General features: G+C 70.6%; 19 protein-coding genes. 9 read left to right on the forward strand and 10 right to left on the reverse strand.

Features of this window, described 5'->3' with window-relative positions:
* From ACIBF5_RS31205 to ACIBF5_RS31215, 3 genes are all read left to right on the forward strand, one after another.
* Window positions 1–810 (forward strand): glycosyltransferase family 4 protein (locus tag ACIBF5_RS31205; protein WP_396816474.1); only part of this gene is annotated, 810 nt, incomplete at its 5' end.
* Window positions 811–960: 150 nt separating this feature from the next.
* Entirely contained in the window at window positions 961–2598 is a 1638-nt protein-coding gene (locus ACIBF5_RS31210; protein ID WP_396816475.1) for a protein kinase, read from the forward strand.
* Window positions 2599–2750: 152 nt separating this feature from the next.
* A complete protein-coding gene (locus tag ACIBF5_RS31215) occupies window positions 2751–3560 on the forward strand; it encodes a metal-dependent hydrolase (RefSeq protein ID WP_396816476.1) in 810 nt (269 codons plus the stop codon).
* Between the two features lie 65 nt (window positions 3561–3625).
* Here ACIBF5_RS31215 and ACIBF5_RS31220 read toward each other — a convergent pair whose 3' ends face one another.
* The 7 genes from ACIBF5_RS31220 to ACIBF5_RS31250 form a co-directional block, all read right to left on the reverse strand.
* Window positions 3626–4225, reverse strand: a complete 600-nt coding sequence (locus tag ACIBF5_RS31220; protein WP_396816477.1) for an NTP transferase domain-containing protein — start codon at window positions 4223–4225, stop codon at window positions 3626–3628.
* 119 nt (window positions 4226–4344) lie between these two features.
* Complete coding sequence (locus ACIBF5_RS31225) at window positions 4345–6015, reverse strand: bifunctional 3'-5' exonuclease/DNA polymerase (RefSeq protein WP_396816511.1); 1671 nt, start codon at window positions 6013–6015, stop codon at window positions 4345–4347.
* Between the two features lie 115 nt (window positions 6016–6130).
* Entirely contained in the window at window positions 6131–7066 is a 936-nt protein-coding gene (locus ACIBF5_RS31230) for a carbohydrate ABC transporter permease (protein WP_396816478.1), read from the reverse strand.
* Window positions 7066–7974, reverse strand: a complete 909-nt coding sequence (locus ACIBF5_RS31235) for a carbohydrate ABC transporter permease (RefSeq protein ID WP_396816479.1) — start codon at window positions 7972–7974, stop codon at window positions 7066–7068. Before ACIBF5_RS31235 ends, ACIBF5_RS31230 begins: the two co-directional genes overlap by 1 nt.
* Before the next feature lie 14 nt (window positions 7975–7988).
* On the reverse strand, window positions 7989–9422 hold the full coding sequence (gene ngcE / locus ACIBF5_RS31240; RefSeq protein ID WP_396816480.1) for an N-acetylglucosamine/diacetylchitobiose ABC transporter substrate-binding protein: 1434 nt from the start codon (window positions 9420–9422) through the stop codon (window positions 7989–7991).
* A 45-nt stretch (window positions 9423–9467) separates the two neighbouring features.
* Entirely contained in the window at window positions 9468–10217 is a 750-nt protein-coding gene (locus ACIBF5_RS31245; RefSeq protein WP_396816481.1) for a sugar isomerase domain-containing protein, read from the reverse strand.
* Entirely contained in the window at window positions 10214–11179 is a 966-nt protein-coding gene (locus ACIBF5_RS31250) for a MurR/RpiR family transcriptional regulator (protein WP_396816482.1), read from the reverse strand. The genes ACIBF5_RS31245 and ACIBF5_RS31250 overlap by 4 nt, the downstream gene beginning before the upstream one ends.
* Before the next feature lie 192 nt (window positions 11180–11371).
* On the opposite strand from ACIBF5_RS31250, the gene ACIBF5_RS31255 reads away from it, so the two are divergent.
* Window positions 11372–12589, forward strand: a complete 1218-nt coding sequence (locus ACIBF5_RS31255) for an N-acetylglucosamine kinase (protein WP_396816483.1) — start codon at window positions 11372–11374, stop codon at window positions 12587–12589.
* Between the two features lie 134 nt (window positions 12590–12723).
* Window positions 12724–14175, forward strand: coding sequence for an acyltransferase (locus ACIBF5_RS31260; protein ID WP_396816485.1), 1452 nt, complete (start codon window positions 12724–12726; stop codon window positions 14173–14175).
* A 10-nt stretch (window positions 14176–14185) separates the two neighbouring features.
* On the opposite strand, the gene ACIBF5_RS31265 is transcribed toward ACIBF5_RS31260, so the two are convergent.
* Together ACIBF5_RS31265 and ACIBF5_RS31270 are read right to left on the reverse strand one after the other, a co-directional pair.
* Window positions 14186–14911 (reverse strand): hypothetical protein, encoded by a 726-nt coding sequence (locus ACIBF5_RS31265; RefSeq protein ID WP_396816486.1) that lies wholly within the window; start codon window positions 14909–14911, stop codon window positions 14186–14188.
* Window positions 14908–15780: a hypothetical protein gene (locus tag ACIBF5_RS31270; protein WP_396816487.1), complete on the reverse strand. Its 873-nt coding sequence runs from the start codon at window positions 15778–15780 to the stop codon at window positions 14908–14910. The genes ACIBF5_RS31265 and ACIBF5_RS31270 overlap by 4 nt, the downstream gene beginning before the upstream one ends.
* 194 nt (window positions 15781–15974) lie before the next feature.
* On the opposite strand from ACIBF5_RS31270, the gene ACIBF5_RS31275 reads away from it, so the two are divergent.
* On the forward strand, window positions 15975–17324 hold the full coding sequence (locus tag ACIBF5_RS31275) for a hypothetical protein (protein ID WP_396816488.1): 1350 nt from the start codon (window positions 15975–15977) through the stop codon (window positions 17322–17324).
* A gap of 64 nt (window positions 17325–17388) precedes the next feature.
* Here ACIBF5_RS31275 and ACIBF5_RS31280 read toward each other — a convergent pair whose 3' ends face one another.
* Complete coding sequence (locus ACIBF5_RS31280) at window positions 17389–19053, reverse strand: PucR family transcriptional regulator (protein ID WP_396816489.1); 1665 nt, start codon at window positions 19051–19053, stop codon at window positions 17389–17391.
* Window positions 19054–19363: 310 nt separating this feature from the next.
* Here ACIBF5_RS31280 and ACIBF5_RS31285 point away from each other — a divergent pair, with 310 nt between their 5' ends.
* From ACIBF5_RS31285 to ACIBF5_RS31295, 3 genes are all read left to right on the forward strand, one after another.
* A complete protein-coding gene (locus ACIBF5_RS31285; protein WP_396816490.1) occupies window positions 19364–20167 on the forward strand; it encodes a Scr1 family TA system antitoxin-like transcriptional regulator in 804 nt (267 codons plus the stop codon).
* The gene (locus ACIBF5_RS31290; protein ID WP_396816491.1) at window positions 20158–20352 is read left to right on the forward strand and encodes a DUF397 domain-containing protein; all 195 of its coding nucleotides are present in this window, start codon (window positions 20158–20160) and stop codon (window positions 20350–20352) included. Before ACIBF5_RS31285 ends, ACIBF5_RS31290 begins: the two co-directional genes overlap by 10 nt.
* Before the next feature lie 65 nt (window positions 20353–20417).
* Window positions 20418–20612 (forward strand): DUF397 domain-containing protein, encoded by a 195-nt coding sequence (locus ACIBF5_RS31295; protein ID WP_396816492.1) that lies wholly within the window; start codon window positions 20418–20420, stop codon window positions 20610–20612.
* Window positions 20613–20614 lie beyond the last annotated feature (2 nt).

Here is a 20614-nt window from a genome sequence, read left to right on the forward strand (position 1 = left end):
GACCGCGTCATCACCTGCTCCGGCTACATGCGCGACCAGGTCAACAACCTCTTCAACCTCCCCACCACCCGCATCGACGTCGTCCCCAACGGAGTCGACGACCGGGCCTGGCACGCCAAGCCACGGGCGGTCGCCTCGGCCCGCGCCCGGTTCGCCGGCGACGGGCCGCTGATCGGGTTCGCCGGCCGCCTGGTCTACGAGAAGGGCGTCCAGCACCTGGTGCACGCCATCCCCCGGCTGCGGGAGCGGCACCCCGGACTGCGGGTGGTGATCGCCGGTGACGGGCCGTACCGGGGCGAGTTGCAGCAGCAGACCGACCACCTGCGTCTGGACCAGACGGTCAACTTCGTGGGCTTCATGAACGAGAGCCAGTTGCCGGCGGTGCTCGGCGCCACCGACGCCACCGTGGTACCCAGCCTCTACGAACCGTTCGGCATGGTCGCGTTGGAGGCCGCCGCGGCCGGCGCCCCGCTCGCCGTCGCCGCCACCGGTGGGCTCGCCGAGATCGTCGAGCCGGGCGTGACCGGGGTGACCTTCCCGCACAGTGACCCGGAGGCGCTGGCCGGCGCGGTCGACACGCTCCTCGCCGACGGGGTCTTCGCCCGTCGGGTCGCCCGCCGCGCCCGGAGCATGGTCAGCGAACGTTACGGCTGGTCGGCCATTGCCGCGCGCACCGCCGCCACCTACGCCAGTGCCGTTCGCGAGGCTGGTTCGGCACCAGTTCGCGGCACTGTCGGTGGGATCGGCACCCGGACCCGCATGGTGGTTCCGGAGGGGAACCTGCTTGCCCTGAACGGAGCCGCCTGCTGACCCGCTGACCAGGTCGTACGGGGACGCCGGTCGGATCGCTCCGACCGGCGGGGCCCCACTGGGTGCCGGTCGGTTCAATGGTCCGGAGGATGTCCAACCACTCATCGGCTAGCTATCGTTTACGGCGGGTAGCGGATGGGGGATCATGACGTGCAGCAGGTGCTCATCGCCGGGCGTTACCGCCTGCTGCAACCGGTCGGCCGGGGCGGGATGGGGCGGGTCTGGCTCGCCCGCGACGAGATGCTACACCGCGACGTCGCGGTCAAGGAGGTCGTGCCACCGGAGTGGATGACCGAGGCCGAGCGCGAGGACCTGCGCCTGCGTACGCTGCGCGAGGCGCGTACCGCCGCCCGGCTGAACCACCCCAACGTCGTACGCGTCTACGACGTCCTCCACACCGGGGACACCCCCTGGATCGTGATGGAGTATGTCCCGTCCCGCTCGGTGCAGGAGGTGCTCTCGACCGACGGGCCACTTCCCCCGCTGCGGGTGGCCGAGATCGGTCGCGACGTGCTGGCCGCGCTCCGCGCCGCCCACCAGGCAGGGGTGCTGCACCGCGACGTCAAGCCGCACAACGTACTGATCTCCGACGAGGGTCGGGTGGTGCTCACCGACTTCGGACTCGCCACCATCGACGGCGGCGACGGGGCGCTGACCCGCGCCGGTATCGTGCTCGGTTCCCCGCAGTATGTCGCCCCCGAGCGGGCCGCCGACGGTACGTCCAGCGTGGAGGCCGATCTCTGGTCGCTCGGCGCCACCCTGTACGCGGCGGTGGAGGGGCGCTCGCCGTACGCCCGGTCCACCGCGATGGCGACCCTGACCGCGCTCGCGGTGGCGCCACCGGACCGGGCCCAACGCGCCGGCCCACTCCGCCCGGTGCTGACCGGCCTGCTCCGCCGCGACCCCCGGCAGCGGCTCACCGCACTGGAGGTCGATCGGCTGTTGAGCCGGATCACCGATGCCGGGCCGAAGTCGCTGCGGCAGACGCTGACCCGACCGCGTCGTACCGAGCCCTCGACCGTGGACGGCGGTCCCGGGTCGGCCCCGGCCGACCCGTCCCCGGACGAGATGACCGACACCGACCTGCCGACCCCGCCCGGGTCACGGCCCGGCTGGCGGGCGACCACCGCGATCGGCCTCGGTTTCGTCCTCGTCGCGGCGCTCGGTACGGCGCTGACCGTGCAGGCGTGGCGGGACATGGCCCGACCGGCGCCCGGCCCGGTCGACCCGTCGGGGTCGTCACCCCAACCCCTGCTGGCGGGACCAGCCTTCCCCTGTGCCGCGCCCTCGGACGCACCGACCCGGGTCATGCAGGCGCCACCGCCGGCCGACGAGCGGTACGGCCTCGTGCCGGGCTGGACCTGGTACGGCGACCCGAGTGGTTTCCGGATCGCCGCGCCGGTCGGCTGGCGGGTCTTCACCGACGGCGGGGTGGTCTGCTTCCAGGAGCCGGACGGCCCCCGGGTGCTCAGTGTGGACCCGTCGGCGCCACCCGTCGCGGATGCCGAGGCGTACTGGCGGTCGGAGGAGTCCCGACTCACCGACCGGGGCTCCCTGCCCGGTTACGGTCTGGTGAACATCGGACCGGTCGACTTCCACCAGGGTGGCGCCGAGTGGGAGTGCCGGTGGACCAACGCCGCCGGCCGACAGGTGCACACCACCCGCGTGCTGTTCCGTACCTCCGCCAGCCGGGCGTACACCATCGCCTGGCTGACGCCGGAGTTCGACTGGCAGGTCAACCAGGTGTACCTGCCGATGATCCGGCTCAGCTTCCGGCCGGCCGGATAGCCGGACCGCTCCGGGCGACCGCCGCCGACCCGGGCCCCGAGAGCAGCGTCACCGTCGGGTTCCCGATTGGAGGGTCCCGGTGATTGCCTAGGGGCGGCGGGTTTGGCAGAGTGATCGCGCTACGTGGGGTGATCCTGGGGAGGACGCACAAAATGATGGGACCGTCCCATGCACTGTCCGGTGCCGCGGTCTGGCTCGCCGGTTCCTGGGGGTTGTACCAGTTCGCCGGTTACGAGCAGTCGCCACTGGCGATCGCGGTCGGCACCGCGGTCTGTGCCGGCGGGGCGCTCTTCCCCGACCTCGACATGTCCGGGAAGGTCACCCGGAACCAGGGTGGCGCGACGGTGGCACGTACCTTCGGCGTGGTTTCGCTCTTCTTCGCCGAGGTGATGGAGAAGATCTCGCTCGGCGTCTACCACGCGACCAAACTGAGCAAGGACCCTGACCGCAAGAACGGGCACCGGACGCTGACCCACACGCTGCCCTTCACCTTCCTGGTCGGGTGGGGAACCACCGCCCTCTGCACCGCGTACGGCAAGTGGGCCGTCATCGGCATCCTGTTCTTCATGATCGGGCTGGCCCTGCGTGGTCTCTTCGACGAGTGGGCGAAGCGGGCCGGCTGGGTGATCGTCACGCTGATCTCGGCGGCGGCGGCGTACTTCACCTTCCTGCACCTGCCCGGTGACCGGGGTTATCCGATGCTCGGCGTGGCGGTCGGGGTGGGTTGCTTCGTCCACATCATGGGCGACTTCATCACCAGCGCGGGCGTGCCGATCCTCTGGCCCATTCCGATCAAGCGTCGAATGTGGTGGATGATCGGTCTCCCGAACAAGATCGCGGTGGAGGTCGGCGGCAAGGTCGAGACCAAGGTGCTGCGGGTCGCGTTCACCGTGGTCTCGGTGCTCGCCACGGCGGGTCTGATCGCACCGTCGGTGCTCTCCCGGTTCAACATCGAGGTGTGACCCGAGCACGTGCCGCCGACCCGGCCACCTCGGCCGGGTCGGCGGTACGTCCGCTCACGGTCTGATCAGACCGCCACCCGCTGGGCCGGCACCGGCACCGTCAGTCCCCAGTGAGCCATCAGTTCGGGCGAATCCACCCTGCTCCCGTCCGCCACCTCGTCGCAGGCGATGTCGACGATCTGGTGCTTGTGCGCGAGCAGGTACGGGCGCGCACCGACGTCGGCGTTGGCCAGCGTGGCGATCCCGGCCCAGTGTCGTCGGCCGAAGAGCATCGGGTAACCGCGTAGTCCGGCATAGGTCGCGCAGACCAGCACGTCCGGGTACGGCAGCGCGGTCACGCGACGGATCGCCACGCTGGTCAGGCCGGGCATGTCCACCGGCACCACCACCACCGCCTCGATGTCCGGGTCGGCGAGCGCGTCGAGGCCCATCCGCATCGAGGAACCCATGCCGGTACCCCAGGACCGGTTGACCACGACCGTCGCGTCGGAGAGGTCGGCGGTGGCGCGTACCTGATCGGCGGCGGCCCCGAGGACCACCACGACCGGGTCGCACCCGGCATCTCGTACGGTGTCGAGCACCTGATCCACCAGTGGCCGCTCACCCTGGTGCAGCAACGCCTCCGGGCCACCGATCCGGCGTCCCCCGCCCGCGGCGATGATCATTCCTGCGATCCGACTCAGCTGCGTCACCTTCCGCCCGGCGTCGACCTACGTCGTACGCACACCGGACCCAACGAACGGTGAAGGCTGAGGTATCGGCACCAAAAGGGACAAAATCGCAGCTACGCCGCATCAGCGTAGCAATCAACTACGGAGACGTCGACCGGGAAGCGGACCGGGCTCTCCCCGAAGAGCAGCCGCCCGGCCCGGTCAGAGGCGGCCCGCACCCGCTCCACCACCGCGTCGGCCTCCTCCTGCGGACAGTGCACGAGCACCTCGTCGTGCTGGAAGAAGACGAGCTGCGCGGCGGAGCCGGCCAACGCCCCCCGGAGCACGGCCAGCAGTGTCAGCGCCCACTCGGCGGCGGTCGCCTGGATCACGAAGTTACGGGTGAACCGGCCCCGGGAGCGGGCGACGGCGCGGGCCCGTGGCCCGAACGGATCGGTCTCCGGCCGCGACTCGACGTCCACCGGCTCCCCGTCCTCACCGACCCCGACCGAGGACGGTGGACACGTACGCCCGAGCCACGACCGGACCAGTCCGCCCGCCTCGCCGGTGCGGGCAGCCGCCTCCACGTAACCGAAGGCGGTCGGATAGCTACGCCGGAGCACAGCCAGCGCCGGGATCGCCGAGCCACCGGTCTGGCCGTACATGGCGCCGAGCAGGGCCAGCTTCGCCCTCGCCCGGTCGCCGTCGAAAGCGTCCCGGGCGAGCGCCGCATAGAGGTCGCCGGCGCCACCAGCGGCGGCCAGTCGAACGTCACCGGAGACCGCGGCCAGCACCCGGGGCTCCAACTGGCCGGCGTCGGCGACCACGATCCGCCAACCCGGGTCGGCCCGGACCGCCCGGCGCACCACCTTGGGGATCTGCAACGCTCCCCCGCCCCGGGTCGCCCACCGACCGGAGACGACACCGCCCGGCACGTACTCCGGCCGGAACCGCCCGTCGTGCACCCAGGCGTCCCGCCAGGCCCAGCCGTGCGCGGTCCAGATCCGGTACAACTCCTTGTATTCGAGCAGCAGGGGCACGGCTGGATGGTCCACCCCCCGCAGCACCCAGGCTCGGGTGTTGGGCAGCTCGATCCCGGCCCGCGCGAACGCCCGCAGCACCTCGGCCGGCGACTCGGCGTGCAGTTGTCGGACCCCGAACGCCGCCGCGATCCGGGCTGCCAGCTCGGCCAGCCGGCGCGGTGGCCCACCCATCGGCGACGGCTCCCCAAGCAGCTCGACCAGCAGGTCGTCATGCACGTCCGCGCGCCAGGGCAGACCGTCGGCCCCCATCTCGGTCGCGATCAGCGCCCCCGCGGACTCGGCCGCGACCAGCAGGCGGAACCGACCCGGGTGCTCGGTGGCCTCGATCCGGGAGTGCTGATCGGCGTAGACCGCGACCAGCGCGGCCAGGTCGGAGGTCGGGGCGGCGGAGACCGGTTCGAAGAGGGCGGCCTGACCGTTGCCGGGCGGGACCGCCGCGCGCGGGGTCGGGTCGGGTGGCACCGGTGCCCCGGTGAGCCGGGCCCAGGCTGCGGCGAGCGAGCGCGGCTCGCCCCACCGGCCGGCATGGCCGAGCAGCAGCGCCTCGGTCAACTCGATGTCGTGACAGCGCTCCACCCGGAGCCCGGTCCGGTGCAGCGCGGGGTAGACCGACGAGGTGGCCGACCAGATCCAGCGAGGGTGTTCCCGCCGCTCCCGGTCGGCGACGGCCTCGGCGAGGTCCGCGACCGGCTCGGCCGGGCCAGCCGGGCGTCCGTCCGGGTGCAGGGGCCGCCACTCGCCCCCGCCGCCCTCGTCGGGCATCACCGCCACCAGCACGAACCGATTCTGCCCGGCCCCACCGACAGTCCTGATCGGTTGGGCCGGGCAGTGCGACGCGAATTACCGTCCGTTGGTACGGCTCACCTACCGGTACGGCTCACTTGCCGGTGCCGGCGGTCAGCCCGTTCTGGATCTGCCGCTGGAAGATCGCGTACACGATGATCATCGGGAGGATCGCGATGGTGAGCGCGGCGAAGAGGCCGGACCAGTCCGCCTCGTACCCGGCGTTGACCGAGATGTCGGCGATGCCCTGGGTCAGCACCCACTTGTCCTTGGCGTTGGAGAGCAGCACCAGCGGTAGCAGGTACTGCGCCCACTGACCAATGATGTTGAAGATCGTCACACTGATCATGCCGGGTTTCGCCATCGGCAGCATGACCTGGAAGAAGAGCCGGGTGTGCGACGCGCCGTCGATCATCGCCGCCTCGGCCACCGAGTTCGGCAGCGTACGGAAGAAGGCGACCAGGAAGAAAACGGTGAACGGCAGCGAGTACGCGGTGTAGACCAGCACCACGCCCGTGTACGTGTTCAGCAGTCCCAGGTTGCGCACCACGAAGAAGAGCGGCACCAGGGCCAGGAAGACCGGGAAGGCCAACCCGGAGACGAACAGGTAGTAGATGAACCGGTTGCCCCAGAACTTGTAGCGGGCCAGCACGTACGCGGCCATCGAACCGAGCAGCATCGTCAGGAAGGTGCCGCAGCCGACCACGATGACGCTGTTGAGGAAGTAGCGGCCGACGTGCGCCTTGGTCCAGGCTCGCCCCCAGTTCTCCCAGCGAAGTTCGGCCGGGAGGGTCCAGGGGCTGCTGAAGATCTCCGTGGTGTTCTTGAACGAGGCGAGGAAGACCCAGAGGATCGGCACCACGATGATCACTGCCCAGAAGAACAGCACCAGGTGGCCCATGCCGTTGAGCAGACTCACCTCGCCACCGCCGGTGCGACGTCCGCGACGCGGTCGCTCCACCGGCGGGAGGGGTCGAGGGTCGGGACCGTCCGACTGGCCAGTCCTCGTCGTGGTCAGCTGTGTACCCATCAGTACTCGACGCTTTCCCGCTTGGTTACCCGCAGCGCGAACGCCGCGAAGGTGATGGTCAGGAAGAACAGCGCCACACCCATCGCCGAGGCGTACCCGTACTTGGAGTAGGTGAAGGCGTTGCGGTAGATCTCCAGCGCCAGGACCGTGGTCGCCCCGTCCGGACCGCCGTTGTCGACCGAGAGGACCGCCACGATCGCGAAACAGTCGAACGCGGCGATGCCGAGGTAGACCCAGGCGACCTGGAGGGTGTCCCAGAGCAGCGGCAGGGTCACCCGGAAGAAGAGTGTGATCCGGCTGGCCCCGTCCATCTCGGCGGCCTCGTAGATCTCGCCCGGGATCGAGGCGATGCCCGCCGAGAAGAGCACCACGTAGAAACCGACCCCCTGCCAGACCAGTACCCCGAGGATCGACCAGAGCGCGAGGTTCGGGTTGACCAGGAACAGGATCGGATCCAGTCCGATCTTCATCAGTACGCCGTTGATCAGGCCGGACTCGTTCGGCCGGTAGACCGTCTGGAACAGCACCGCGATGATCGCCACGGCGAGGACCTGGGGAAGGAAGAACACCACCCGGTAGAACTTCGAACCCCAGACCCCCGTCCGCTGGCCCCCGCTGCTCCTGCCCGCCACGTTGAGCATGAACGAGAAGAACAGGGCGATGGCGATCGTGATCAGCGGCAGGGCGATCAGCAGTACCAGGTGATGCTGGATCGCCTGCCAGAAGCGGTGGTCCTCGCCCAACTGTCGATAGTTGTCGAAGCCCACCCACTTCGGGGCGGACAATCCCCTCCAGTTGGTCAACGAGATCTGGAACGCCTGGGCGTACGGGGCGATCACGAAGACCGAATACAACAGCACCGGAGCGGCCAGGAAGCCGATCACGAATGGGTACTTGCCGTGCCGCATGACCTACGCTCCGATCAGCGCTTGAACTTGGTGACGGACGAATCGGCCTTGATCGCGTCGGCCTTCTTCTGGATACGCTCGCAGAAGGCGTCGGCCTTGATGCGACCGAACATCAGCTCGTTCGTCGCGGTACGGGCCTCGGTGTCCAGCTCCTTGTACCAGCCGTCGAAGAAGAGGTTCACCACGTTCTGGCCGGCACCGGCGAGCGCGGCCTGCGAGCTGGCCACACCGGGCGGGAACGCGTACCCGGAGGAGGCGGCGGTGACCACCGTGGCGGACTTGACCACGTTGGTGAAACCCTTGGCGCCCTCGACGGAGAGCATCTGGCGCATGTACTCCATGGCGCCGCGCGGGTTCTTGCTCTTGGCCGAGACGAAGTAGCCCTCGGCCGCGGTGGCGCGGACCGTACCGGCCGGCATCTTGTCCGAGGCGGTGAGGCTCGGGATCGGCATCATCTGGTACTCGAAGCCGGGCGGGGTGTCCTTGGCCTGCTCGTTCTCCAGCCAGTCGCCGCTGGGGTAGAAGCCGACCTTGTACTGGTTCTGGAGCAACTGGACGTCGGTGTGCTTCAGCCCCTCGAAGCTCTTGTCCATGTACTTGGCGCCGATCTCGGCCCAGGCCGCCGCGGCCTGCTTGACCGGCTCCGCCGTCCAGGCACCCGGCTCCAGGTTGTCGATGTTCTTCAGCACCTCCGGCCCGCCGATCTTGGCGGCGTGGGTGAGGATCACGTTCCACACGTAGTAGGGCGCGTTCGCGCCCGCGTACCCGAACGGGGTGACGCCCTTGGCCTTGATCTTGTCGAGCAGGGCGACGAACTCGTCCCAGGTCTTGGCGGGGGCCCAGCCGTTGTCCTTGAACAGCTTGCCGGAGTACCAGAGGCCGAAGACGGTGGAGACGTAGTTGAGCACGTACGGCTTGCCGTTGAACGAGCCGACGTCGATGGTGCCGGGGACCACGGTGTCGCGGACCTTCTTCGACGGGTCGTCGACCGACGGCGCGTCCCAGAGGTCGGTCAGGTCCTGGAGCTGACCATCGGCGACCAGGGCGCCGAAGTCCAGCGACTTCTCACCGGAGTTGTTGACGAACTCCGGCGGGGTGCCGGCCGCGAACCGGGGCTGGAGCACGGTGGAGATGGCCTGGCTGGCCTCGTGCTTGATCTCCGCCTTCGGGAACTTCTTCTTGTAGAGCGGCTCGTGCACGTCGGTGGCGTACTTGTCGCCGTAGCCGCCGTTGAAGATGATCACCTCAAGCGCGGCGTCCTCCTTGACACCGAACGGGTTCTCGGCGCTCTTGGTGCCCTCGCTCTGCTCCTGGGTCTCGCCGTCACCGCTGGTGGCGCAGGCGCTGAGCAGACCCGCGGCCGGCACGGCGAGCAGGCCGGCCGCCGCCGCCCGCTGCAGGACGATGCGGCGGGTGAGATCCGACGGGCTGTCGGGGGTTACAGACATCTTCGTCTCCTCGGTTGGTTTCGTCGTCGCCACAAAAGGTCGGGGTCAGGCGGTCCGCCGGATACGCCCGGCGTACCGCGACTCCAGGGCGGTGTTGTGCTCGTCCCCGCCGGGGACGTTCGTGGATCGGTAAATTGGGGGTACCTCTCCCACGACGTGGAACCGTCGCACGACCTCTGCGGTCAACAGCTGCGCCAGCAGCGTGGTGGTGACCGAGGAGACCGCACAGACCGCGCCGCCGCCGTCCAGCGGCAGCAGTGCGTCACCGTACGGCGCGCCATTGTCCAGCACGACGTCGGCGATGTCGGCGAGCCGTTGGCCCGACGGGTGCCGTGGGGCCACCCGTGCGGTGTGCTCGACCGAGGTGACCGCGATCAGGTCGTGACCGCGTTCTTTCACCAGCCTCGCCAGCTCCACGATCGAGCCGTTGATGCCGGACTGGGACGCCACCACGAACACGTCGCGGGGCTGCGGCGCCGCGAGCGCGTAGATCTGGTGGGCGATGGTGGGGTCGCGTTCGAGTTTGGGGTCACCGAGCACCTCGGGCGACGCGTCGCCGTAGAGCACCAGGTCACGCAGGGAAAGCTGGTTGGTCGGGACCAGGCCACCGGCGCGGGCGACCAGTTCGGCCGCGAACGCCCCGGAGTGGCCGGCGCCGAATGCCTGGAGCACCCCGCCGGCACGCAGACTGGCGGTGATCAGGTCGGCGGCTCGCCCCACCCCGTCGCCGGAGGTGTCGAGCAGCCGGTCGAGCACCGGGCGGACCGCGTCGGCGTACCCCTGCATGCTGATCATCCCCGTACCTCCTTCGCGGCCTTGTGTCCGCCGACGGCCCGCGCCGTCCGCTGGAACGCCGAGTGGGCCCGGTCGTGGGTCCGTTGCGCCACCGCGATGTAGAGCAGGTCCAGGACGACCAGTTGGGGGTGGCGCGCGGAGAGCGCGTCCGGCCGGAAGGTGGTCGCCTGACTGGCCGTGAGCAGCACGATGTCGGCGAGTTCGGCCAGTGGTGAGCGGGGGAAGCTGGTCAGCGCGATCGTGGTGGCGCCGTGACTGCCCGCCTCGGCGAGCATCTCGATCGTCTCCCGGGTCTCGCCGGTGTGCGAGATGCCGAGCGCGACATCGCCGTCGCGCAGCAGCGCCGCACTGGCCAGACCCTCGTGTACGTCGTGCCACGACCACGCGGCGACGCCGATGCGGTGCAGGCTGAACTGCATCTCGGCGCCGACCAGTGCGCTGCCGCTGGCGCCGAAGATGTTCACCCGGGACGCCGCCGCGACCGCCTCGGCGGCCCGTTCGACCTCCCGCAGATCGAGCAGGGTGGCGGTGTCGTGCATGGCCCGGGTGTCGGCGGCCATGATCTGGCCGAGCACCCGTTCCAGCGGGTCGCTGGGCTGGATCTCCCGGCCGATGTCGACGGTCCAGCCGGCCGAACGCGCGCGGCCGGTCTCCGCCGCGATGCCCAGCCTCAGGTCGGCGTAGCCTTCGAACCCCATCGCCCGGCAGAACCGGGTTACCGTGGCCGGTGAGGTGCCGCTGCGTTCGGCGAGTTCGACGATGGTGGAGCGGGCGGCGGTCGCCGGGTCGGCGAGCACCTGTTCGGCGACGCGTTGCAGGGCCCCGGTGAACTCCGGCAGCCGGGCGCGGACACGCACCAGGACGCTGTCGCTCGGGGAGAGTCCGGCGGCTAGTCGCCGGTCGAACGCCTCGGCGTCGACCACCGCGGTTCCCGCGGCGGTATCCACCTCGTGATCGACCATGTGAACGCCTTCCGGAAAGAGTGTTAACTGTTAGTGGTAAAAGTTCTTACTAACACCCCCTCCATGTCAAGGCTGTGGGCGAAGTTTTCAAACCGTTACCTCCGGTCGATGCCTCACCCCACCGCCGACCCTCATCGTCGACACCGCCATCGACCAGCATGAACACCACCACATCGATCACCTGGAGGAGATGTGCCGGGAGCCGCCGACCCGCTGACGATCGGGCTCGATGTGGGCGGCAGCTCGACCCGGGCCGTGGTCATCTCGTTAACGGGTGAACGCCTCGGCTCCGGTGTGGCCGGTGGCGGCAACCCGGTCAGTCACGGCATCGAACCGGCCGTCGCGCAACTCCGGGTCGCCCTGCGCGCCGCCCTCGCCGGACTGGACCCGGAACGGGTCCGAGCGGGCGTCATCGGCCTGGCCGGTGCCGGCCGACTCAACGCCGACCCGGCCGCCCGCGCCGCGTACGACCACGCCTGGCGCGACGTCGGCCTGCGCTGCCGGTACGACGTACACGGCGACGCCCTGGTCGGCTACGCCTCGGCGACCGCCGCACCGGACGGCACCATCCTGGTCGCCGGCACCGGCGCCATCGCGGCCCAGGTCCACCAGGCACGCCTGGACCGGGTCGCGGACGGCCACGGCTGGCTGCTCGGTGACGCCGGCTCGGGCTTCTGGCTCGGTCGGGAGGCGGTCCGGCACACCCTGGCGGAACTCGACGCGTTTCCCGCCTCACGTCCCGTCCCGCACCGCCCGCCGGGCGTGCTCGCCGGGTTGGTCCTGCGTGAACTGCTCGGCTCCGACCGGGTGACGACCGACGAGGCGCCGTCCCTTGATCTCCGGCAGTTCGATCCCCGGCAGACGGTACGGCGGGTGATCCATACGGTGACCCGCCGACCCCCGGTGGAGTTGGCCCGGCTCGCCCCGCTGGTCTTCCAGGCGGCTCACGCGGGTGACCCGACCGCCCGCGCGCTCGTCTCCTCGGCCGCCGCGCTGCTGGTCGAAAGCGTGGCCCGGGTCCGCCCGGAGGGCGCGGTCACCCCGATCGTGCTCGGCGGCGGCCTGCTGACCCCGCTTCCCGACCCAGTCGCCGCTCCTGCGGCCAACGTTCCCGCCCGAGACCGTTCGGCCGGCGCCACTCCCCCTACCGACGCCGCCGCCCGTTCCCCCGCCGCCCGTTCCCCCGCCGCCCGTTCCCCGGGCGCCGCTCCCCCTACCGACGTTCCTCCCGGTGGCGGGCCGCTGGCCCGGGTGGTCGGTCAACTGCTGGCCCGCCGCTGGCCGGCCGCCGCGCTGCTCGCCGCCGAGGCCGGAAGCGCCGGCGCCATCGGCGCGGCCTGGCTGGCCGCCCGCACGCTGCCCGAGGTCACCGATCCGGTCGCACTGCACGGGCGACTTCTCCAGCACTGATCAATGTCGGTCACTCCGTACGCGCCCAGCCGGGTCGCGGGGAGGGCCGTCCTCCTCGGTCGAGAGATGGAACGGGTCGTGGTGGCCTCGGCCGTTTGCCGACCCGTCGCACCGATCCGCCCTAGCCTGGTCACATGCGGCGTCGGCTGGGGCAGCTCGCCCGGGACACGCCCGCCGAACGGGAGCGATACCTCGACCTGCTTCGCGCGCTGGCGATCGCCGCCGTGGTGCTCGGCCACTGGCTGATCATCGTGATCGACTACGACCCGGCCGGTCAGCTCACCGGACGCTCGGCGCTGGTCGACATCCCCGCCGGTCGGCCCGGGACCTGGCTGTTCCAGGTCATGCCGATCTTCTTCCTGGTCGGCGGGTACGCCAACGCCGCCTCGCTGAGCAGCCACCGGCGACGCGGCGGACGGGCGGTCGACTGGCTGCTGGACCGCAACGCCCGACTGCTGCGCCCCACCACCACGCTGATCCTGGTGCTGGCCTGCGCCGCGCTCGTCGCACGGCTGCTCGGGGCGGACGCCGGACAGACACGCCAAGTGATCTGGTTCGCCACCATCCCGCTCTGGTTCCTCACCGCGTACCTGGCCGCGGTGGCACTGACCCCGGTGACGTACGCCCTGCACCGGCGCTTCGGGCTCGCCGTACCACTGGTGCTGCTGGTGCTGGTGGCAGCAGGCGACGTCGGCCGGCTGACCGGCCCGAGGGAGACCGCCAGTGGCAGCTTCCTCTTCGGTTGGCTCGCCATCCACCAGCTCGGGTACGCCTGGCGGGACGCCCGGACCGGCGCCGGACGCGGCAACGGGCTGTGTCGTACCCGCCTGCCGATGGGTCGCCGGGTCGGCGTGCTCCTGCTGGTCGGCGGGTTCGCCGCGCTGCTGCTGCTGACGCTCGTCGGCCCGTACCCGGTCAGCATGGTGAACCTCCCGCGCCAGCGGCTGCAGAACATGTCGCCGCCGAGCCTCGCCCTGATCGCGAACGGGACCTGGCAGCTCGGCCTGATCCTGCTGCTGCGTGCCCGGGCGGAACACTGGCTGCGCCGACCGCGCCCCTGGCTGGCGGTGGTGGCGGCGAACGCGGTGGTGCTCACCGTCTTCCTCTGGCACATCAGCGCCGCCGTGTTGCTGGTCGGCGCCCTGGACGCGGCGGGCGCACTGCCGACCCCCACGGTCGGCAGTGGCGCCTGGTGGCTCTGGCGGCTGCCGTGGCTGGTCGCGCTCGCCGTGGTGCTGGCGATCCTGGTGGCCGTCTTCAGTCCGATCGAGATCCGGAGCGGGCGCCCGCCCCGGGTTCTCGCCAAGCGATTCCCGGCCGCCGCGCGGGCGGGCACGGGGCGGGCGGGCACGGGGCGGGCGGGCACGGGGCGGGTCGCCGCCGTGGTGTCCGGTCCCGTGCCCCGGGCGACGCTCAGCGGCGTCGCCCTGCTGGCCGTGGTCGCCGGGTTGCTCGACAACAGCCTGACCGCGAAGGACGCCCCGGAACCGCTCGGGCTGCCGGGCGCCGCCCTGGCCAGCTACCTGGCCGGCGCCGCGATGCTCCGCTGGCTCCGTTCACACCCGCCGCCAGCCCCCGCCAAGTGACCAGATTCGGTCAATGACTGGTTGCCAGCCTCGACCGGCGCCAGCCGGGGAGCCGGATCAGCAAGGCGACGACGCCGTACCCGGCCCAGGCGCCGGCGAGCGCCACCGGCCTCGTACCGTCGCCGAACCAGTGGTAGCCGGCGAGGAACCCGACCAGGGCCAGGCTGTTCGCGGCGAAGTGGCGGCTGAAATCGGCGAGATCGCGGCGACTCTCGATGGCGACCAGGACCCCGGAGTACGGAAACGTGACCACCATGCCCCGCAACTGCTGACCGAGCAGCACGGTCACGGTCGAGCCGGCGAGGACGACCAGCAGCCGCAGCGGTGCCGGCAGGGCGTTGCGGGTCGGTTCCGGGGCCGGCGGTCCGACCCGGCGCCGCAGCCACCTCATCACGACCAGCCACAGGACGAGAACACAGCCGAGGGTGGGCGCGAACGGCAGCGGCCCCACCCGCAGCAGCAGCGCGCTCAACGCCAGGTAGACCCCGAGGCCGAGCAGGTCGGCGAGGAGGATCGGCAGCCCGAACCGGTGGTACGCGACGGTGACGGTGACGAAGAAGAGGTTCAGCCCGACGACGCCGAGTAGCTGCGTGCCGTCGACCGGCAGATCAGCGCCGACCAGCGCGATGGTCATCGGCAGCGGCAGGCTGTAGACGAACGCGCGCCACCGTACCGACCGGATCAGGGTGACCAGCCACACCACCGCGCTGACCAGCAGTACGGTCCCCCAGCTCACGACGGGAAGGTCGCGACCTGGGCACAGGTCCGGTACGCCACCAGCAGTCGCCCGAGATCGTCGGAGTTGACCGAGAAGATGTTCTCGATGATCTCGCCGTGCGGGCTCATCCGCGCCTCCCAGGCGCTCGTCCCGTCCCAGATCGCCAGGTTCAGGTCGAGGCTGCGGTCGACGGTGCCGTACGGCAACAGCCCGACCCGTACCCCCGCCCGACGTTGGGCGTCGACCAGCTCACGGAACTCGTCGGTGTAGTCGTGGTAGCCGAAGATCCGGGTGATCCGCACCCCACGGGCGAGCGCCTCCAGGTTGAGCGTCCAGTAGTACCGCCCGATGTCGCTGCCCCACCAGCTCGGCTCACCGCCGGCCCGGGGTGCCACGTTCGCCATCGCGTGCACCTGGTCCACACAGTCGCGCATCCCGCCGACGAGGTCACGGTAGTCCGTACCGGAACGGATGATCCGGCCCGTACGCAGATGTTCGGTCTCGATCCGGATGCGGTCGAACCGGGCGCGGGCCTCGGCCGCGACCGGGGTCTGCGGATAGCGCTCGATCGCCTCGCGGGTGCCGGTGACGATCGGCTCCAGCGCCTCGGTCATCCACGGCGTCCCGGCGACCAGGCCGCGCAGTTCGAACCGCCGCTCGGACCGCGCGATCGAGTCCACCAGCAGCGAGATCGTCGTCCCCAGCAGGCCGGCGAGGAGCGACTCGACGCCGGAGGCGGCGCCGGTGACGTCCAGCGTGATCGAGAGCGCCACGGAGAGGCCGATGCCGGTCACGGCGACCGGGTCGGTGTGCGAGATCAACCGGACCAGCCGCCGGGCCGGACGGACATTGCGGGCAACGCGCTCGGGCACCCGGTATCCGGTCATCGATCTTCCTCCCGGGCCTCGGACGGCAAGTCGGCCAGGCAGCCCACGGCCACCGCAAAAGCGGTGATCAGTGCCGTTCGGTCACATCAGGCCCGAGGGTAGGAGAGGCCGGCAACGCCGGACGGTGGCCAGGGAACCCGGACGGATCACCCGGCTACGATCCGCACGACGATCAGGCCGGCCTACTATGGCCTGTGCGCAACGGACAACTCAGGCAGCTGACCGAATTCTCCTTTCCGTCGTACTCGGTCGACCTCGCCACCGGTACCGCATCATTCGACTACGCCCTGTCCGGCCCGGACGAGGAACTGCGGTTCACCGAGGTGATCACCTTCCCGGTGCCGGCGGCCCCGCCCTCGGTCGAAACGGAGGCGGCCTTCCGTCGGGTGCTGGAGTTGCTGCACCTGGTCGCCGGGGTGAGCTACTACAAAGCGGCGGCACCGTCCCGGCTGCTGATGCCGGCGCCGCTGGGCGAGGCGGCCGTCGCGCTGGTCACCGCCGTATACACCAAGGGCCTGGCCGAGTACGCCTACCGCAACGACCTGCCGTACGTGCTGGAACTGACGCCGACGGTGCCGGCGGGGCAGGTGCCGGAGCCGGCGCCGCTGGACAACTCCGACGGGCGTCCGCTCAGTGCCGTCGGCGGCGGCAAGGACTCGATCGTCAGCCTGGAGGCGCTGCGCCGCGCTGGCTTCGACCCGGTGCCGTTCTCGGTCAACCCCAACCCGGTGATCGTCTCGGTCAACCAGGCGTCCGGGCTCCCCGCGTTGGCGGCCCGCCGCCAGATCGATCCGAAGCTCTTCGAGCTGAACGCCGCCGGCGCGCTGAACGGACACATCCCGGTCACCGCGATCAACTCGCTGATCGCCGTCGCCACCGCGGTGCTGCACGGCCTGGGGCCGGTGGTGATGTCCAACGAGCGCTCCGCCTCCGACCCGAACCTGATCTGGAACGGTCACGAGATCAACCACCAGTGGTCCAAGGGAGTCGAGGCCGAAGGACTGCTGCGGGACGCGCTGGCCGGGCACGCCGGCCTGAGCGAACCGTACTTCTCCCTGCTGCGTCCCCTGTCGGAGCTGCACATCGCCAAGCTCTTCGCCCAGTTCGACCGGTACGACAACGTGGTGACGAGCTGCAACGCGGCGTTCAAGCTGCACGACCCGAGCACCCGCTGGTGTGGCAACTGCCCCAAGTGCCGATTCGTCTTCCTGGCGCTCGCCCCGTTCATGCCCCGTGAGCGGTTGGTGCACATCTTCGGGGTGGACCTGCTGGACGACACCTACCAGGTGCCGGGTTACCTGGAGCTGCTCGGCATCGACGCGCACAAGCCGTTCGAGTGCGTCGGTGAGGTCGAGGAGTCGGTGGTCGCGCTCGGACTCCTCTCCGAGCAGGAACAATGGCGCGACGCGCCGGTCGTACGCGCACTGGTGGCGGTGGTGCCGTCGGCGGCCTGGGCCACCGCCGCCGCCTCCGACGTCTTCACCCCGGGCGGCCCGAATTTCGTCCCACCCACGTACACCAAGGCCCGCGCCGCCCTCGACTAAGCGAAAGGAGGGGCCCCTTGTTAACGCATAGCGTTAACAAGGGGCCCCTCCTTTCGCGCGAGCGTCAGTTGTCGCGGACGGCGTCCAGGGCGAGCAGGGCAACGTGTAGCGACAGGGTGTCGTCGACGGCGTCCAGGTCGGCGCCGAGAATCCGGGCGATCCGGGCCAGCCGCTCGTAGAACGCCGGCCGGGACAGGTGCGCGGCAGCAGCCGCCGCCGACTTGTTCCGGCCCTGCTCCAGGTACGCCCGCAGGGTGTCGAGCAGCCGTTCCCTGGGGTGCTCGGCGTCGTAGGCGAGCAGCGGCCCGAGTTCCCGCTCGACGAAGGTCTGCAAGCGGGGCTCGTCCCGCAGCAGGTGCAGCAGGCCGGCGAGCCCGACGTGCGGGAGCCGGAAGATGGGCAGGTCGTGCCGGCCGCGTCGGGCCGCGTCGGCGACCTGACGTGCCTCGACCAGTGACCGACGGGCCTCCCGCAGCGAGGCGACGCCCGAACCCGCCGCGACGATCACCGCGTCCCGGGCGGCGTTACCCGGCCCGCTCGGGGCGGCGTCGCGGCGGATCCGGTGCAGTGCTGCGGCGAACGCGGCAAGTGACCGTTCCTCGGCGGCCGGGTCCTGGAGCGCGAGCAGCGCTCCGACGGCCTGGTCGTCGACGGCGCTCGCCAGCCCGCTCAGCTCGGTTTCCCGGAGCGCCTGCCCGACCGCGTCGGCCAGGTCACGGAGCCGGGCCTGGGCAACCTGGGTGCTGGACTCGTCGGTCCGGCACCGGACCACCACTCCCACCAGGTGTCGCCGGTCGAGTGTCACGCCGAGCGCCCGCGCCCGCAGCGCCACCTCGTCCACCGGGCGGGTGTGGTCGAGCAGGGCGGTGAGCAGGTTGCGGTGGATCTGCCGTTCGAGGCCCTCGGCGTCGCGTTGGATCAACCGGCCCAGTGCCAGCGTGGAGGCGGCCCGTTCGAGCAGGATGGTCAGGTGGGTGGGTGGGGTCGCCGTCGGCGGGGCGAGGTCGGCGTCGGCCCAGCGCAACAGCAGCCGCCCCCAGTCCTGTCCCCGGGCACCGACAGTGGTCACCAGCCAGCCGGCATCCGCGTCGTACCCGGTCCGCCCGGCCGGCTGGATTCGCCGCGACTGCTGCTCCCATCCGCCGAGCAGCAGCTCTCCCCGAACACCGGCGGCGTCGTACGCCAGCACCTGGCGGGAAAGGTTCTCCAGGACGACCGGGGAGCCGGCGAGCCGGGCGGCCTGGTGCACCACCTCGGCTGGTTCGGCGCCGTCGACGGAGAGGTCGGTGAAGCGCTGGTGGATCTCCTCGGTGGCGCGTAGCTCGGTGAGCTGGGCGTCGACGATGAGGGCGTGCACCGCTTCGGTGATCCGGACGAACGGTGTTCCCTGGCGCAGCTCGATCAGGGGCAGGCCGTGCCGTTCGGCTGCCGCGATCATGACCCGGGGCACGCTGACCGGGTAGCGACGGCCGAGTTCGACCATGAGTCCGGAGACTCCGACCCCGGCCAGCTCACCGATGAAGGCGCGCAGCCCTGCGTCGTCGGTCGGCAGCCCGATCCCGGTGGTGAGCACCAGTTCGCCGCCGTTGAGCAGGGCGGCGATGTCGGGGACCTCGGCAGCATGCACCCAGCGGACAAACCGGTCGAGACCGCCCTCCCCCGCCACCAGCCGGGGTCCGCCGTGTCGCACCGGGTCCAGGGCGAGCACCTCACGGACGGTAGGTAACACGCGCGACACGCTACCGCCCGATCGGCAACACCAACCACCGACGGTGTGACGCCGGCCCCCGGCGTGTGCGACGCCGGCCGCCGCCGACGTTAGGAAGGGCCCCTTCCTATACAGAAAACGATAACAAGGGGCCCTTCCTAACACTTCTGCGGGGACGCCGTCGAATCCGCAGAAAAAATCACGTCCGCAGTTGTCGACCCCTTCGCCCCGTCAATCTATGCTCTTCATCACCACCACTCACCACCAGCGCAATCCCGATTCTGTGCGCCCCTTGTCCCATCACTGTCCGCCAATTGTCCGGAGGTTGTCCGTGAGCTACTCGCCTATTCTCGAATTCTTCGCCGAGGAACTGAGGATCGTCCGCACCGCGGCCAACATGTCCCAGGCCGACCTCGCCGAGGCGATCAACTACTCCACCGCACTGGTGGGAAAGATCGAGAATTGCGACCGGCGGCCGAGCCCCGACTTCGCCCGCCGCTGCGACAAGGTCCTGGAGACCGGTGGCCTCTTCGAGCGGGCGCAGCGCAAGCTGGGGCGGGAAGCCCTGGTGGCCTGGTTCCGCGAGTGGGCCGAGATCGAGCAGGAGGCCGACGCGCTGCGCAGCTTTCAGCCGCTGTTCGTGCCGGGCCTGCTCCAGACCGAGGCATACGCCCGGACCGTTCTCTCCGGCAGCGGCCTGCTCCGGTCCCAGGCGCTCGAACAGCAGGTCACGACCCGGTTGGAACGGCAGGAGTTGCTCACCCGTGACCAGTCGCCGCTGCTCACCGTGGTGATGGACGAGTCGGTCCTGCGCCGGCCGGTGGGCGGTCCCCAGGTGATGCGCGAGCAGCTCCGACACCTGGCCAAGGTCGGCGAGTCGCTGCCCCGGGTGCGCCTGCACGTGGTGCCCGGCGCCGCCGGGGCCTACGCCGGCCTCAACGGCCCGTTCGTCGTAGCCACACCACCGACCGGCGACGATATCGTCTACATTGAGGGACAGCTCAACGGACAGACGTACGACCGCGCCGACGACATCAAGCGGACGGTCCAGGTGTGGGAGTCGATCCGGGGCGAGGCGCTGCCACACCAGCAGTCGCTGGAATTGATATCGGAGATGGCGGAGACATGGACCTGACCGGCGCCCGGTGGCGCAAGAGCACCCGCAGCAACGGCAACGGCGGCGACTGCGTCGAAGTCGCCGACAACCTGCCCCACACCATCGGCGTACGCGACAGCAAAGACCGACAGGGCCCCGCCCTGACCTTCACCCCCACCGCCTGGCGCGCCTTCGTCGCCACCCTCACCGACACACGCGACTGACCACGGGTGGGCAGGTGTCGCAGCAGCGGCACCCGGGAGCTTTCGACCTCGGAGGTGGCGCAGCCATGGACCTGACCGGCGCCCGGTGGCGCAAGAGCACCCGCAGCAACGGCAACGGCGGAAACTGTGTCGAAGTCGCCGACAACCTGCCACACACCATCGGCGTACGCGACAGCAAAGACCGACAGGGCCCCGCCCTGACCTTCACCCCCACCGCCTGGCGCACCTTCGTCGCCACCCTCACCAGCACACGCGACTGACC

It is taken from the genome of Micromonospora sp. NPDC050417 (genome assembly GCF_044458865.1).
Taxonomy (GTDB): domain Bacteria; phylum Actinomycetota; class Actinomycetes; order Mycobacteriales; family Micromonosporaceae; genus Micromonospora_G.

Bases quoted from the DNA above. Each gene is read 5' to 3' on its own strand.
- ACIBF5_RS31215 (WP_396816476.1), top strand. From the start codon at position 2,751: ATGATGGGACCGTCCCATGCACTGTCCGGTGCCGCGGTCTGGCTCGCC.
- ACIBF5_RS31250 (WP_396816482.1), bottom strand. From the start codon at position 11,179: ATGGTCGATCACGAGGTGGATACCGCCGCGGGAACCGCGGTGGTCGAC.
- ACIBF5_RS31260 (WP_396816485.1), top strand. From the start codon at position 12,724: ATGCGGCGTCGGCTGGGGCAGCTCGCCCGGGACACGCCCGCCGAACGG.
- ACIBF5_RS31220 (WP_396816477.1), bottom strand. From the start codon at position 4,225: ATGATCATCGCCGCGGGCGGGGGACGCCGGATCGGTGGCCCGGAGGCG.
- ACIBF5_RS31245 (WP_396816481.1), bottom strand. From the start codon at position 10,217: ATGATCAGCATGCAGGGGTACGCCGACGCGGTCCGCCCGGTGCTCGAC.
- ACIBF5_RS31230 (WP_396816478.1), bottom strand. From the start codon at position 7,066: ATGGGTACACAGCTGACCACGACGAGGACTGGCCAGTCGGACGGTCCC.
- ACIBF5_RS31235 (WP_396816479.1), bottom strand. From the start codon at position 7,974: ATGCGGCACGGCAAGTACCCATTCGTGATCGGCTTCCTGGCCGCTCCG.
- ngcE (WP_396816480.1), bottom strand. From the start codon at position 9,422: ATGTCTGTAACCCCCGACAGCCCGTCGGATCTCACCCGCCGCATCGTC.
- ACIBF5_RS31290 (WP_396816491.1), top strand. From the start codon at position 20,158: ATGGACCTGACCGGCGCCCGGTGGCGCAAGAGCACCCGCAGCAACGGC.
- ACIBF5_RS31225 (WP_396816511.1), bottom strand. From the start codon at position 6,015: ATGCCCGACGAGGGCGGCGGGGGCGAGTGGCGGCCCCTGCACCCGGAC.
- ACIBF5_RS31270 (WP_396816487.1), bottom strand. From the start codon at position 15,780: ATGACCGGATACCGGGTGCCCGAGCGCGTTGCCCGCAATGTCCGTCCG.
- ACIBF5_RS31295 (WP_396816492.1), top strand. From the start codon at position 20,418: ATGGACCTGACCGGCGCCCGGTGGCGCAAGAGCACCCGCAGCAACGGC.